Below are 14,656 nucleotides of genomic sequence, written 5' to 3'. Positions count from 1 at the left end.
CGCGACTCGGCGGCGAGTTCTCCCCCAAAAGTTTGTTATACTTGCCGTCGCTCATGAACGAAACACAGACTCCCAACTTCTACGTACGCGACATCCCCATCTACGGGGACACGCTTCTCGCGCCCATGGACGGCTACTCGGACTGGCCCTTCCGTTCGATTTGCCGCGCTCTCGGTTCGGCGATGAGTTACACCGAGTTCGTGAAAGTGGAGAAGATCCTCAGCCGCTCGAAGGAGCCCGCCAAGCGGTTGTATTACGAGGAAGCCGAGCGACCTGTCACCTTTCAAATCTACGGCGACGATCCCGACTTGATCCTCAAAGCCGCGTTGATCGTGGAACAGTGGAAGCCCGACATCATTGACATCAATATGGGATGCCCCGCCAAGTCTATTGCGGATCGCGGCGCGGGCGTGGGGATGATGCCGAGTCCGTTGCGGATCGCGCGGACGTTTCGGATGTTGGTGAAGTCGTTGAAAGTTCCCGTCACAGGGAAGATCCGTTTGGGGTGGGACAAGAACAAGAATTACAAACTCATCGCGCGGATCGTGGAAGAAGAGGGCGGCTCGCTCATTGCAGTGCATGGTCGCACAAAAGAACAACGCTACGCCGGCAATGCCGACTGGGACGCGATCGCCGAAGTGAAAGCGGCAGTCAGCATCCCCGTGGTGGGAAGCGGCGATGTCCGCGCGATGGCGGACATCCAAAAGATGAAACAGCACACGCATTGCGACGCGGTTATGATTGGGCGCGGCGCAATCGCCAATCCGTGGATCTTTATGGGGCTGGATCGCGAGGACGTGCCGCATCAATTATTGAAAGAAACGGTGCAAGAACATTTGCAAAAGAGCGCGCAGTTTTATGGCGAAGAGGACGGGCAAAGACTCTTCCGCAAATATGCCGTGCAATACTTGTTGTTGAAAACGCTCGACCGCGACGCGCGCAAAGAAATTTTGAAAGAACGACCTGCGGGGGAATTTTTAGAAATGCTGAATCAAGTCTATGCGACAATTGCGAATTAAATAAAACGAGCGCAGAATTTCTTCTGCGCTCGTTTTATTATTGAACGATTTGATATACGTAGACAATACCGCTCCCGACCGTCACGATCAGTTGTTTTCCATCCGGTGAAAGGTATAACCAATTCACCCACTCGATATAGGTATCGCTTTCCGACGTCACGCGAATTTCGCCAAGGAGGACCAACGAATTAGGATCGAGAATACAAATTTTGCCTTCGCGTGATTCATAACCGCGGGTAAACAACAATTCTCCATCCGCAGAAATTGGGCCCAATGGCGAACACCCCTTTGGCAGATTCTCGGGAGGCTCATAGACTCCTAGACTTTCACCCGTTGCAAGATCGAACCCATTGTCGTTGATATAGAAACTATGACCCGACATATCTACGTCGAAAAATTCAGGAAAGTGCGGTTTGAGTGTGACCATGCCGTTGTAGTATTCTAGCGCGGGAGATTGAATAACATAATTTGTCGCGCCCGAATTGACGTTCCAATTCACGACCGTTCCCCAACTACCAAACCCTACCAACATATTCTGGTTTGGAATAAATTCAAGGTATGTTGAGAAGATACGCGACGACATGCCGATTTCGTAGGCGTCCACAGCCGTTTCTTCAAAGTAATGCAAAAGTTTTCCGTTTCCCAAATCCCATAATTTGATATCGCAATCCTGCCCGGCAGATGCGAGATAAAGCCCATCGGGTGAAAATGCCATCGAATAGACTCTGGCGCTATGCGCCTGAATATTCATAACGCCTTCGCCTGAATCTAGATCGCGAATCTGGATATTTCCTTCGTTGTCTCCAAGAGCAATTAAATTATCAACCGGGGATACGGCAAACTCAGCCATACCAAATCGGTAGAGCAATCCTCCAGTTGCTGTTGATCGAACCTCCAGTTCATCCGCGCGTTGGATCAGCAGGTATTTGCTATCGTAGGAATACTCTACCCTCCATACCGGCGCATTCATATGCCTTGAACCATATATGGATTTTGCGCTGGCAATATCCCATAAAATAATTGAACCATCCACAAAACCAACTACCAACAACTTGCCATCTGGGGAATAGCCAAAATCTTGCACAGGTTTTGTGAAACCGCCTATCGAACCAAGGAGATCGCCGCTCTCGCTTTCATAAATGCGAATAAAACTATAGGCTCGCATGATCCCTGTATATAAGCTGGGAGTATCGTATAAGGCGGCAAAGGTTTTGCTATCTGACGAGAAGCGCGCTTTCATTGGAGTCGTTGCCACCGCCATGAGGGCATTACCGCACATGCTAAAGACGCTTAGATCGCATCCTTCGGGACCGTTGCGATCCGAGTATGTGACATACGGAGCGTCGTCTCTAAACTTATAAAGCAGGTTACGATTTGAATCGAACATTTCCCGAACAGAGATCTCTTCGCTGAATGTCGCCTCGTTGTAGCCATACTCAAGACTGCTCTTCAGAGTCTTGGTCCCATCAGGGGACTTCAATATTATTTTGTTATAGTCGACCACCGCATCAGGTTCGAGCCAGACCGCACCGTTTTCGGCTGTTAATTTTTCCGCATAGGGAAAACTCAATAGATGAGTGGTGTTGGCGTTGTAGCTGGAACGATAAAACTTGACCATGCTTCCGTCGCTACTGAAATAAAATTTGTCGAACAATATTGGTTTGGGGAATGCAACCCACGAAGGAGGTTGATCTAGCGCTTTCATATCGTAAATCGTCCAGCCCATTTCACTGACGGCAATGAACGAATTCCCATCTGGCGTGAAAGCGACTCCCAAAATTGAACCTCGCCCCCATTGTCCAATACGTTTGAGTTGTGCAAAATTATTAAGCCCAATCGCTTCAGGGTTTTTTGGAATGGGTGTGCCAATCAATGCGAGTACATCGGTAGGTGTTGAAGAGGGTTGTAGTGTAGCGTTAGAGGGCAAGCTGGTTGCGGTTGCTGGTTGCGCTTCAGGTAAGAATTCATCTGGAACCTTGGTTTCAACGGGCAAAATACGGACTAAACTTTCAACGTCTTCAACTGTCGGTGGTGGGGTTGTTTGAGGGGAACACGAAACAACAAAAGCAAGTGTGATTGCAAGGTGAACGACCAAAGCTGATCTACGCATGTGACATCTCCCTTTTGAAAGATATTATGCTACCTATAACGGATAATGAGCTTATAAAGTTTCACACTGTGTTCGATCTTCACCCTCATCCCAACCCCATATCCAGAATCATCATGATCACAAACCCAAGCATCGCGCCTGAGGTGGCGAAGTCGGTGTTCTTTGCGAGTTGCGATTCGGGGATCAACTCTTCGACCACCACGAAGATCATCGCGCCTGCGGCGAATGCCAGCGCGTATGGCAGGATGGGTCGCATCAACAACACAGCCGCCGCGCCGATCATCCCTGCGATGGGTTCGATCAATGCGGACGATTGCCCGAACCAGAAACTTTTCAGGCGCGACATTCCCTCTGAACGAAGCGGCACAGATACCGCAACACCTTCAGGGAAATTTTGGATCGCGATGCCGATGGCGAGCGCGACCGCACCTGCCAGAGTCGCCGACGATAAATTCGCCGCGACCGCGCCAAAGGCAACTCCGATGGCAAGCCCTTCGGGAATGTTATGCAATGTGATCGCCAGCACCAACAAAATACTCCGCCTCCATTTTGTTGGAACCCCCTCCGCTTCGTTGACAGGGAATCCCAAATGCAGATGAGGCAGGAACAGATCGATCAAGCGAATGAACGCGCCTCCAAGTAAAAATCCAATTGCGGCGGGAAGCCAGACTGGCACATCGTCCGTTTCGCGCGTCATCTGAATGGCGGGCGCGAGCAGTGACCAGAAACTCGCCGCGATCATCACGCCCGCCGCGAAGCCGAGCATCCCGTCTAACAATTTGCGATTCACTTGTTTGAAAAAGAACACTGTCGCCGCGCCGAGCGCGGTAACAAGCCATGTACATGTGGTGGCGATCAATGCCTGCCACACGGGGTTGAGTTGAACGAACCATTCGCCCATGTAAATTTCTCCGATCCGAAATTTGGATACAACATATCTGATTTGCTTGTATTGTTCTTGAAAATTGAGTATAGCAAATTTCAAAACGCGCGCAAATGAAAACAGAACATAAATTCTGATATACTTTCGGCATCAACCCTCACCCTAGCCCTCTCCCTCAGGGAGAGGGGATGGATTCGAAATGGCAAAAACACAAACACGTTATGTCTGTCAGGAATGTGGGCGCGTCGCCGCGTCGTACATGGGAAAATGCCCGCAATGCGGATCGTTCAACAGCATGGTGGAGGAAGTCATCCACGATGAGCCTGTGACGAAGTCCACTGCGGTTCGCGGACTCACGGGTCGGTCTGCCCCGCGTTCCATCGGCGATGTCTCCGCTGGAGATGAAGACCGCATCCGCGTTCCCATTGAAGAATTCGCGCGCGTGCTAGGCGGCGGGATCGTGCCGGGCTCCATCGTGTTAGTCGGCGGCGACCCGGGCATCGGCAAATCCACGTTGATGTTGCAGATGGCGATGGAGATGGCTGGGCAAAAGCGCGTGTTATATGTTTCGGGCGAAGAGTCGGAACGACAGATCAAGATGCGCGCAACGCGTTTGAACGGCAAAAAAGAGTTGCCCAAAGATTTATTGCTCGTCACCGAGACGAATCTCGAAATCATCTTGAATCACATCAACGAGGTGAAACCCGAACTGCTGATCGTGGATTCGATTCAAACCGTGTATCTCTCCAGCATGGACTCATCCGCCGGATCGGTGAGTCAAGTTCGCGAGTGTTCATCGCAATTGCGCGAATTGGCGAAGACCAGCGGCATCTCGGTCTTCGTCATCGGGCATGTGACCAAAGAAGGGACCATCGCGGGTCCGCGCGTGTTGGAACATATCGTGGATACAGTTTTATACCTCGAAGGTGATCGCTTCCAAGCCTATCGCTTGCTGCGTTCGGTGAAGAATCGTTTCGGCGCCACATCCGAAGTGGGCGTGTTTGAAATGCGCGAGGGCGGGCTCGTTGAAGTGACGAATCCATCGGAGGCGTTTCTTGCGGAACGCATGATCAACGCGGCAGGGTCTGCAATTGCCGTCACGATGGAAGGCACGCGCCCGATCCTCGTCGAGGTGCAGGGACTCACCTCCCCGACTCAATTCGGCAACGCGCGCCGCACAGCCAACGGCGTGGACTTCAATCGTCTGCTGTTGATCTCGGCTGTATTGACTCGCCGCGTGGGATTGAAACTTTCAGAGCAAGATGTTTTCGTCAACGTGGTGGGCGGTTTGCAAATTGACGAACCCGCCGCCGACCTTGCCATCGCCGCGGCAATCGCATCCTCATGGAAAGATGTCTCCGTCAAAGCGGACGCGGTGCTGATCGGCGAGATCGGTCTCGCGGGCGAATTGCGGATGCCCAGCCAGATGCAAGTGCGTCTGCGTGAGGCGCAAAAGTTGGGATTCAAAACCGCCATCGTGCCGAAAGCGTTGCGAAAGGGCGAAGGATATCCGAAGGGCATCGAGATCGTTGAGGTCAGGTCTGTAGATCAGGCGTTGAACGCGGCGTGGAAAAAATGATGATGTAGGGGCACGGTGGGTTATTAAGCGACAAGGAAAAACAATCGTTTCGCCGTGCCCCTACGCTTGTAATAATTTCATACCCCTCTTCGGAGGGGTATTGTTTTGCAACCTGTTCCCATTCCGCCCGTATAAAAACCAGACAATCAAAACGAAGGTGACAGTCACGTTCGAACGTGACTGTCACCTTAACCCCCGAAGGAGAACCAACATGAACGTGAAAATCATTTCAGCAATTCTTGTCCTTGCTCTCGCAAGCATGGCATGTGGATTCAGCTTCGACCTGCCCGAGCAGGTCAAAGCGGGACCTGAGGTCAAAGAAGAAATATCGGTAGCAGACCCAAAGGAAGATGAGACGCGTTTGCTTCTGTCGTTTGGCGCGGGGAATCTGAATTTATCCACCGGCGCGAAAAATCTTGTGGATGGCACAGTCGTCTACAACGTGGAAGACCTCAAGCCCGAGATCATCGAAGACGGCGCGCAGATCGAGATCAAGCAGGGAAATTTTCAAGGGCTTCCGCCGTTCGACGGAATGAAGAACGAATGGGATCTGCAATTGGGTTCGTCGCCGATGGAGTTGGAAATTTCGGCAGGCGCGTACGAAGGCGATTTTGAATTTGGCGGTCTTGCGCTCACAAACCTGACCATCAACGACGGCGCGGCGGATGTGAGCCTTTCGTTCTCCGAGTTGAATCTTGCGGAGATGTCTGAGTTCAATTACTCCACCGGCGCGTCGGATGTGCGCATGGAGGGGCTGGCGAACGCCAATTTCGAACGCTTCATTTTCAACGGCGGCGCGGGCAATTACACCCTCGATTTTTCAGGCGACCTGCAACGCGACGCGACGGTCAGCGTCGACTGCGGCTTGAGCGATCTCACGCTCATCATTCCGCAGGGCGTGAACGTTGTGATCACCATCGACAGCGCGCTGGCAGACATCAACCTCGGCGATGGCTGGTCACAAAAGGGCAGTGTTTATTCACAGCAAGGCGATGGTCCGACACTCACCATCATCGTCAACATGGGCGGGGGCGAGATCACGATCGGGAAGTAAGACCGGGTTGGATTATAAGAATGTGACAGTCACGTTCAAACGTGACTGTCACACTAACATCGAAAAATTTTTTCGATCGAGTCTATTTCTTGGTATAAACGCGCCGTTTACTTCGCGAATGTTCTCGATTGCTCCACATACGCCAGGCTTTGATGCCTGAAATACGTGTTGTACAGCGTGGCGTAATGCCCGCCTTTCGCAAGCAAGCCCTCGTGATTCCCCTCTTCGATGATCGCGCCTTTTTCCATCACCACGATTCGGTCCGCCGCTTTCACAGTGGATAAGCGATGCGCGATGAGAATGCTGGTTGAATTTTTCAAGATGAGATTCAGCGCCTGCTGAATTTGATATTCGGTGAACGGGTCGATGCTGGCGGTCGCCTCATCCAGGATGAAGATGGCGGGCTTCTGCATCAGGACGCGCATCAACGCCACGAGTTGACGTTGACCCATTGAGAGATGCGCGCCTCTCTCCCCGACTTCGGTCTGGATACCATTCGGGAGCGTTTCCAGCCATTCGCCGTCGCCGATCTGGCGCGCCATCTTCAACATCTCCTCATCCGACGCGCCCGGCGCGGCATAACGGACGTTGTCGGCGACCGTCCCTGAAAATAAAAACGGGACTTGAGACACGATGCCAAGTTGTTTGCGGTATTGCGCAAAGTCGAATGTGCGGATGTCGCGCCCATCCACGAGCAGGCGTCCCTGCTGGAATTCGTAGAAGCGCGCGATCAACTTCGCAATGGAGGACTTGCCCGCGCCGGTGTGGCCCACAAGGGCGAGCGTCTCTCCGGGTTGGATGACCAGGTTGAAGCGGGAAAGAATCGGTTCTTTATCCGTATAGCGAAAATGCAGATCGTCGAAGTGGATGTGTCCCTTGAGCGGATGCACATCCTGTTTGTCGGTTTGAATCACGTTCGGGTCGGCGTCGATGAGGGCAAAGGCGCGTTCGGCGGCGGACAGCCCCGCTTGAATTTGCGCCCAGAACGCGGAGAGATTCAGCACGGGGAAGAAGAATTGGTCGAGGCTCATGATGAAGAGATACCACGCGCCCACAGTGACGATGCCCTGCGCCGCGCTCAACCCGCCCACGTAGATGAGAACGCCGACAAAAATACCGCTGAGCGCGTTGAGCGTGGGAAACACCAGCGACAACACAAAACCGCGTTGCACGTTGACTTGATACGATTGCTGGTTCGATTCGTCGAACGAGTTGAAGATGCTTTCTTCCTGCCGAAAATTTTTCGCGATGGAAATGCCGCTGATGGTCTCTTTGATGGCGGCGTTCACGTCTGCCATGGCTTTCATGCCGCGCTTGGTAACGCGCCGCGCCAGCACGCGGAAGCCGCCCGCGATGGCGAAGATGATCGGCAGGAACGCAAACAATAACAACGTTAGTTTCATATCGGTGCGGAACAACACCACGCCGAGGATCACCGCCTGGACCATCTGCGAGCTGATGTCGGTGACGATGACGATGAGTTGACCAAAGTCGTTGGTATCGGAGGTGATGCGCGAGACGATGCGTCCCGATGAAAATTGATCGTAGAACGAGAGGTCGTGTTCCGCCGCGGCGCGGAAGGCGCGCGCGCGCAGGTCGAGAACCACGTCGCCCACCGCGCGCACCACGAGACTGCGCCGCGCCCAGTTCAACGCCCACAAGCCGAAGCCAACTCCCAACACTGCCAATGCGACAAGGCTGATGGCGGTTAGGGAGGGCTCGCCTTTCAACAGGTCGATCATGCGAGAGACAACCACCGGCAGAGACGCGCCGATCATCGCAATGATGACGACCAGCGCGGTCACTGCCGCGAGTCGTTTGGTTTGCGGTTTAAAGTAGCCCAGAATGCGCCGCGTCAATTCGCGGTCGGTGTATTGGCGGTCGTATTTTTCGTCGTTCAGTCCGGCAAAGAAGCCCATGGTAGTCCGTTAGTTGGTTAGTCGATTAGTTTGTTAGTCTGCAATTGAAGGATGATGGCAGTGGAAAAGGAGACACGTACACACGTAGACAGGTAGACAAGCCATATCCGTGTTTACCTGTGCGCATCTCACTCCCTAAAAATCTTCGCGTACGCGTCGGAGGTTTTCATTAACTCGTCGTGCGCGCCGATGGCGGCGATTTTTCCTTTTCGCAAGACGATGATCAGGTCTGCCCAGCGGATCTGCGAAAGGCGGTGCGTGATGATGAAGGTGGTGCGTCCGCGCGCGGCGTTGGAGATGGCGCGTTGGATCTTGTCTTCGGTGGCAGAGTCGATGGCGGAGGTGGAGTCGTCCAGGATCAAAATGTGCGGGTCGGTGAGAAACGCGCGCCCGAGCGCAATACGTTGACGCTGCCCGCCGGAGAGCGTCACCCCGCGTTCGCCGACAACAGTGTCATATCCCTTTTCGAATGACAGGATGAAATCATCGGCTTGGGCAGACTTCGCCGCCGCTTCGATCTCGCTACGGGTTGCCCCGGGCTTGCCAAAGGCGAGATTGTCGCTAACGGAACGGGAGAACAGGAAGATATCCTGCTCGATCATGGAAATCTGCGAACGGAGCGAGGCGAGATTCCAGTCGCGCACATCCACGCCGTCGATGAGCACTCGTCCCTGCGTTGTATCGTACGTGCGGTTGATGAGTTTGACGAGCGAGGTTTTCCCCGCCCCGGTCTGTCCGACGATGGCGACAGTTTGTCCCTGTTTGACTTTGAACGAAATATTTTCCAATTCGGGGTCGGCGCCATACGCGAAAGAGACGTTTTGAAATTCCACTTCGCCTTTCATGGCTTCGGAGTATCCCTGCGCGTTCTGGTCGAGGTTGGTCTCGCGGGTGATCAATTCCAAAATGCGGCGCGCGCCCGACATGCCCGATGAAATTTGCGAATAGGCAAAGGTGGAAACAAAGGTTGGGAATTGGAGCAACAAGAGCAAGCCGAAGTATGCCACCACATCGCCGACGTTGATCTGCCCGCTGCGGAAAAGCAGAAGAGCGTGAAACAGCCCGAAAGCGTAGGCAGAACCGAGCAATAGCATGGCGATGTAACGTCCCTCCAGGTCGCCTTGTCGCACGAAGGCGTCGCGCACGCGGCTGGCGTTCATCACGAACTTGTCCACTTCCGCGTTCTCTTGCGCCGCGCCTTTCACCACTTCCACGCCATCCAACGATTCGGAGAGATGCGTGTTCATCTGCCCGAACGTGGCGCGCACTTCGTCGGTGATCGGCGAAAGCGTTTTGAGGTAACGCGCGAGGAAGACGAAATACAGGACCGTAAAAACGACCGGCGTGATCACCAGCGCGGGATGATATCGCCCCGCCACGAAAATGGGCATGAGGATAAAAACGAACGAGCCCACCACAAGGTTCAACCCCGGGCTGAACATATAATTGAGTTCGCGCACATCGTTGGTGGAGCGCGCCATCGTGTCGCCGACGGGTTGCAGGTTGTGGAAGGTCATGCTCTTGCCGAGCAATGAAAGATACAACTCGTCGCGCACTTGTCGTTCCATGTGTTGCGCCAACAATTCCGCGCCGAAGTTCCTCCCCAGTTGCAACACGCCGCGGATGATCTGCGAGAGACCGATGGTGAACGCCAGCGGCAAAAGAACGCTGGTGTCGGGAGTGGGCTTGAGCATCGCGTTGAACGCGTCGCCGGTCAGCACCGGCACCACCGCCGCAAGACCGGCATTCCCCACCGCGCCAAGCGCCATCATGAAAATGATCCAGCCATGCCGCGAGGCATGCGACCACACCCAGCGAGCCGGGCTGGAGCGATCGGCAGTGTGGGCGCGTTGTAATGAAAATTCAGCAGGAGTAGAGGTTGTAATAGTCATGACAGAAAAAGTTCCTCGCGGCGTTTTCCTCTTGCCGCGAGCGAACCATGCGCCTAAATTCTACCACGCTGGATGCGCAACTTCCGATTTGGAGTAGGGTTGTCGTATTTAGCATTGTCCACGCGGACGATCAAAACCACTTTAGGAGTGTATGAAATGGCTATACTTGCTGCTTGGTGTACGGCTTTGTTCTTTCTTTGGTACGGGCTTTCTGCCTTCGTACCAGCGCTTGCGACGGATATGTTCAAGAAGATCGGCGCAGTGTTGGCATTAATTGTTGGCGCTGTGGGTTTGCTTGCCTTACTGGGCATGGGCTAAACCAAGAAAAACAGCCTCCGAAACGGGAGGCTGTTTTCATTCAATATCAGCAATCATCTCGGCAAACCGCATCGAATATTCCCAGCCTGTCCGATCCTCGATCCCCCACCATGCGGAGAGGATCGCGTGCGCCAGACTCCACTCGATGATTCGCTCGCGCTCGAACCCCAACTGCTCGCGCAGGATGTCAACCCGCTTCTTGATCCGCGACTTCAACCTGCTTCCCCGTGGCAACATTTCCCACGGGTTCATCATCAGCGGACCCACCTCATAGCACGCGGGACCAATGACTCCCTTCGGGTCAATGACCAACCACCCGCGTTCCGACGACAAAATATTGAAGTGATGAAAATCTCCGTGCATCAACACGGGACTGTGATTCTCCGCGAAAAAATCTTTCGTTGATCGTTCCACCCGCTCCACAAGTTTCTCATCCAGCGGACCGGTCCTGCCATTGAACATTTTCCGTAACTGCTTCAATCCCTCGAACCAATCGGGGAGTTCGATAAATTTATTCCGCGCTGAGCGGAGCGCAGCGAAGTCGAAGCGCCAGACCCTCTTCATCCCCTCCGCCGCGATGCGCGTCGCTTCTTCATCATCTTCGAGAGTGGACAGCATCACGCCGGGGCGCAATCGTTCCAGCAATAGAAATCCCTTTTCCTCATCTGCATCAATTAACTGACATGCTCCGTCGCCGTCGAACAATCGCAACGCGGCGATCTCACTCGTCAACTCATCGCGCGGGATGCCGAGTTTGAGCACAACGTCCCCCTCTCCCTGAGGGAGAGGGGCTAGGGGTGAGGGTGATGTCGCGTATGCCACAAAATTATAGGAAAGATTCGGGACAGGCTGAATGTTCGTCAAACCCCATCGTTGCGACGCTTCGTCAATCAACGCGGGGAGGTCCGCGAGGAATTGCTCCCCGTCCACGCCGAAGGTGTTGGTGATGGTGGAGATGAAATCGGATGGTAGAGAGAGCATATAAAATGTTGAGGAATCAAAAGGACGGCTTTCGCCGTCCTCGATGAATCATGCCTATGCAGTTTCGAGTTGCAGTAAGTTTAATTTTTCCTGACCAATCCGTGCGCTCAGATTCAGGATTTCAATCCCAACAACCAGGTTATTTTTGTCAAAATCCAGAATGACGCCAGGTTGCACCTCTTCCGATTCAACAATCGCACTTTCGTCCAATCGAAAATACAGAGCGTCGTTTTCCTTGTCAATTTTCAGTTTCATTTCGTTCTCCTTCGCCGATCGAAAAACAAAGTTACGATACGGTTTGGCTCGACACCTTCATTTACAACCACATGCAAAATCCGATTCTCACGTTCGAGCAATGATTTGAAATAGTGCGTATTGCCATCACTTTCAATGCTCTTTTCGTCTGGCATACTGATTGCATCTAAAACCCATTGTTCGAGAATCTCTCGTTCTTTGAGCATATCTCTAGCGTGGATAGTAAAAATGGGTTCGGGCATCTCTGTTTGTCGATTTCAGTTTACCACAATTAATTTTTCAATCAAACAGGAAACAACTTCTCGAACACCTCAGGACAATACTTCTGCACCATCTCGGATGATAGACCGTTCTCTTTGCAAATCTCCGCGTACAGATCTGCCGACGGGCGTTTGATTCGCTTCTGCGTTTCCAAATCAAGTCCCCACAGACCGAAGCGCAGAGTCCAGCCTTGATCCCATTCGAAGTTATCCACGAGCGTCCAATGAAAATAACCCTTGATGGGCCAATTGAAGTTGACGGCGCGCCACATCTGATGAATGTGCTGCGCCATATAACGCGGACGAACTTTATCGTCGGCATCGGGAAATCCGTTTTCACTGATGATAATGGGCAGGTTCGGGAAAGTCCGCACGATCCATTTCAAGCCTTCAAACATGCCATCGGGTTCGTTCACGAGAAATTTCTTATCGCTGAAATCTGAATTGTCCGCAAAAAAACCGTTGCTGAAAAAAGTTTCAGGTCTTCGCAGGTCAAATGTGACGCGGTTGCGCGAATAGTAGTTGAAACCGTAATAATCCTGTGCGCCCCTGGCTTCCGGGATGCGGATCGTGCCAAGCGGCGTTCGCATCGTTCCATTTGCCAGCGGCATCGGAAATGTTTTGTTTACCAGATTGTCGGCGTTTTTGGTCAACAGCCTATCCACTGGCGACCATGAGTGGTGCGGCACAAAGGAACGATAATTCTGTGCAAACCCCACCCTTGCCTCAGGTTGGATTTGATGGATGGCGTGATACCCGACGACATGCGCGCGTACCAGGTTTGACAGCACATGCACAGCAAGTCTTAAACTGTTTTTTCCGGGGGGCCAGTTTCCGCTTAAACCCCCGCCCACATATCCATTCAAGGCATAACCGTTCGGCTCATTGATGGTGCACCATACCGTGCAATATTCCTTCAACGCTTCCACTGTCTTGCGGACAAATTTCTCAAATAACGGGAGGACCGCATCCGTTTCCCAGCCACCATGTTCAGCCAACCACAACGGATCGGAAAAATGATGCAACGTCACCATCGGCGTCATGCCGCGCTCGCGCAGTCCGCGCAACATGGCGCGATAACGTTCGAGCGCGTCTTCGTCCCATGTGTCGGGCGTCGGCTGGATGCGGCTCCACTCCACCGAAAAGCGATGCGCGTTCTGTCCGCCCTCTGCGGCGCGATCGAAGTCTTCCCTCCAGCGTCCTCCCCACCAATCGCAGGCGAGCCCAGACGTCCCGTCCGTGTGACCGTCTTGTTCCCACTTCCACCACTGATTGTTCGTGTTGTTGCCTTCCACTTGATGAGCGGCGGTCGCCGTCCCCCATAAAAATCCGCGCGGGAAATGATAGGTTGCTTGAGGCAAATTAGTCTCCTAGTCTTCTAGTCTCTAGTCATCTAGTCTCTTGCCTTGCAAGATATGCAAGATACAACGCCACCGACCCCGCCACCGCCGCGTTGAGCGATTCGACTTCTCCGCGCATCGGAAGTTTTAACACGATGTCGCATTTCGCGCGCGTGAGTTGACGGATGCCCTCGCCCTCGCTTCCGACCACGAGCGCGGTTGATCCAGTTAAGTGACGCTGAGTCTTCGCCCCGACCGTTTCCCCGTCCTGATCGAGTCCCACCACCCAAACATTTTCTTCTTTCAATGTGTCAATCGCTTGCGAGAGGTTTGACCGCGCAATGAGCATGTGCTCGCTCGCGCCCGATGAGGCGTTGACCACCGCCGGAGTCACCTCCACCGTGTGCGCCAGCGGAATGACGATGCCATGCACACCCGTCGCCTCTGCCGTGCGAATCAATGTGCCAAAGTTTTGCGGGTCATTCAATGAATCGAGTAACAACACGAACGGAGGCTCGTTCTTCTTGCGCGCGTTCTCCAAAATATCGAGCAGGTCGGCATACGGATACTTGCTCACCTCCGCAACGATGCCTTGATTATGTTCGTGGATCTTATCCAGTTGCGGGCGTTTGGCTTTGACGACTTGAATCTTTCTTTGCGAAGCCAACGACAGCACATCGGCAAGTTTGCCTTTGATCTGCACATTGTCTGCGAGTTCGATCTTGAGCACCTCCCTGCGTTTGGCGCGGAGGGTTTCGTAGACGGCGTTGCGGGAGTAGATAAATTCTTTCATATCCCCGATTGTACCGTAGGGGCAGATAGGGCAATCGCATCTAAATCGGTGAGGCGAGGACTTTGAGGAGGTAATCCTGGTTCCAAGCGGCTTGGAGTTGCTTGGCATGCATACCGCCTTTGGCGTTTTTCTCCTGTTTGAGCAGATTGAGCGCAATGTGGCGAAGGACGGCGAAGTTTTCAGGAGCTTGATCTTTACGCACACGACTATGGTCTTCCCGCAAAGCCACATCCAAGACCCAGTGCAGTTCATT

14 protein-coding genes are annotated in these 14,656 nt (G+C 53.2%); 4 read left to right on the top strand and 10 right to left on the bottom strand.

From position 1 onward, the window contains the following. Nucleotides 1-53: 53 nt before the first annotated feature. Nucleotides 54-1,019 (top strand): tRNA dihydrouridine synthase, encoded by a 966-nt coding sequence (locus tag AC16KF_RS12785; protein ID WP_484037715.1) that lies wholly within the window; start codon nucleotides 54-56, stop codon nucleotides 1,017-1,019. A 37-nt stretch (nucleotides 1,020-1,056) separates the two neighbouring features. Here AC16KF_RS12785 and AC16KF_RS12780 read toward each other — a convergent pair whose 3' ends face one another. Together AC16KF_RS12780 and AC16KF_RS12775 are read right to left on the bottom strand one after the other, a co-directional pair. Beyond that, complete coding sequence (locus AC16KF_RS12780; RefSeq protein ID WP_484037714.1) at nucleotides 1,057-3,129, bottom strand: WD40 repeat domain-containing protein; 2,073 nt, start codon at nucleotides 3,127-3,129, stop codon at nucleotides 1,057-1,059. Nucleotides 3,130-3,214: 85 nt separating this feature from the next. Beyond that, nucleotides 3,215-4,030 (bottom strand): ZIP family metal transporter, encoded by an 816-nt coding sequence (locus AC16KF_RS12775; protein WP_484037713.1) that lies wholly within the window; start codon nucleotides 4,028-4,030, stop codon nucleotides 3,215-3,217. A gap of 181 nt (nucleotides 4,031-4,211) precedes the next feature. Here AC16KF_RS12775 and radA point away from each other — a divergent pair, with 181 nt between their 5' ends. Further along, nucleotides 4,212-5,591, top strand: coding sequence for a DNA repair protein RadA (gene radA / locus AC16KF_RS12770; RefSeq protein WP_484037712.1), 1,380 nt, complete (start codon nucleotides 4,212-4,214; stop codon nucleotides 5,589-5,591). Between the two features lie 211 nt (nucleotides 5,592-5,802). Next, nucleotides 5,803-6,645: a toast rack family protein gene (locus tag AC16KF_RS12765; protein ID WP_484037711.1), complete on the top strand. Its 843-nt coding sequence runs from the start codon at nucleotides 5,803-5,805 to the stop codon at nucleotides 6,643-6,645. Between the two features lie 107 nt (nucleotides 6,646-6,752). On the opposite strand, the gene AC16KF_RS12760 is transcribed toward AC16KF_RS12765, so the two are convergent. Further along, the gene (locus tag AC16KF_RS12760; RefSeq protein ID WP_484037710.1) at nucleotides 6,753-8,564 is read right to left on the bottom strand and encodes an ABC transporter ATP-binding protein; all 1,812 of its coding nucleotides are present in this window, start codon (nucleotides 8,562-8,564) and stop codon (nucleotides 6,753-6,755) included. Nucleotides 8,565-8,692: 128 nt separating this feature from the next. Continuing rightward, nucleotides 8,693-10,456: an ABC transporter ATP-binding protein gene (locus AC16KF_RS12755; RefSeq protein WP_484037709.1), complete on the bottom strand. Its 1,764-nt coding sequence runs from the start codon at nucleotides 10,454-10,456 to the stop codon at nucleotides 8,693-8,695. Between the two features lie 156 nt (nucleotides 10,457-10,612). On the opposite strand from AC16KF_RS12755, the gene AC16KF_RS12750 reads away from it, so the two are divergent. Beyond that, a complete protein-coding gene (locus AC16KF_RS12750; RefSeq protein WP_484037708.1) occupies nucleotides 10,613-10,774 on the top strand; it encodes a hypothetical protein in 162 nt (53 codons plus the stop codon). Nucleotides 10,775-10,810: 36 nt separating this feature from the next. Here the strand turns inward: AC16KF_RS12750 and AC16KF_RS12745 are convergent, their stop codons facing one another. From AC16KF_RS12745 to AC16KF_RS12720, 6 genes are all read right to left on the bottom strand, one after another. Then, nucleotides 10,811-11,755: an aminoglycoside phosphotransferase family protein gene (locus AC16KF_RS12745; RefSeq protein WP_484037707.1), complete on the bottom strand. Its 945-nt coding sequence runs from the start codon at nucleotides 11,753-11,755 to the stop codon at nucleotides 10,811-10,813. Between the two features lie 54 nt (nucleotides 11,756-11,809). Continuing rightward, complete coding sequence (locus tag AC16KF_RS12740; RefSeq protein WP_484037706.1) at nucleotides 11,810-12,010, bottom strand: DUF2283 domain-containing protein; 201 nt, start codon at nucleotides 12,008-12,010, stop codon at nucleotides 11,810-11,812. Then, nucleotides 12,007-12,252, bottom strand: a complete 246-nt coding sequence (locus AC16KF_RS12735; RefSeq protein WP_484037705.1) for a DUF4258 domain-containing protein — start codon at nucleotides 12,250-12,252, stop codon at nucleotides 12,007-12,009. The genes AC16KF_RS12740 and AC16KF_RS12735 overlap by 4 nt, the downstream gene beginning before the upstream one ends. Before the next feature lie 41 nt (nucleotides 12,253-12,293). Continuing rightward, nucleotides 12,294-13,631, bottom strand: coding sequence for a glycoside hydrolase family 1 protein (locus AC16KF_RS12730; RefSeq protein WP_484037704.1), 1,338 nt, complete (start codon nucleotides 13,629-13,631; stop codon nucleotides 12,294-12,296). Between the two features lie 28 nt (nucleotides 13,632-13,659). Next, entirely contained in the window at nucleotides 13,660-14,403 is a 744-nt protein-coding gene (gene rlmB, locus AC16KF_RS12725; protein ID WP_484037703.1) for a 23S rRNA (guanosine(2251)-2'-O)-methyltransferase RlmB, read from the bottom strand. Nucleotides 14,404-14,443: 40 nt separating this feature from the next. Further along, nucleotides 14,444-14,656, bottom strand: a 213-nt coding sequence (locus AC16KF_RS12720) for a transposase (protein ID WP_484037702.1), incomplete at its 5' end; no start/stop codon positions are given.

Source organism: Candidatus Defluviilinea gracilis (genome assembly GCF_057138825.1).
This window is presented reverse-complemented; position numbering and strand designations above follow the sequence as displayed.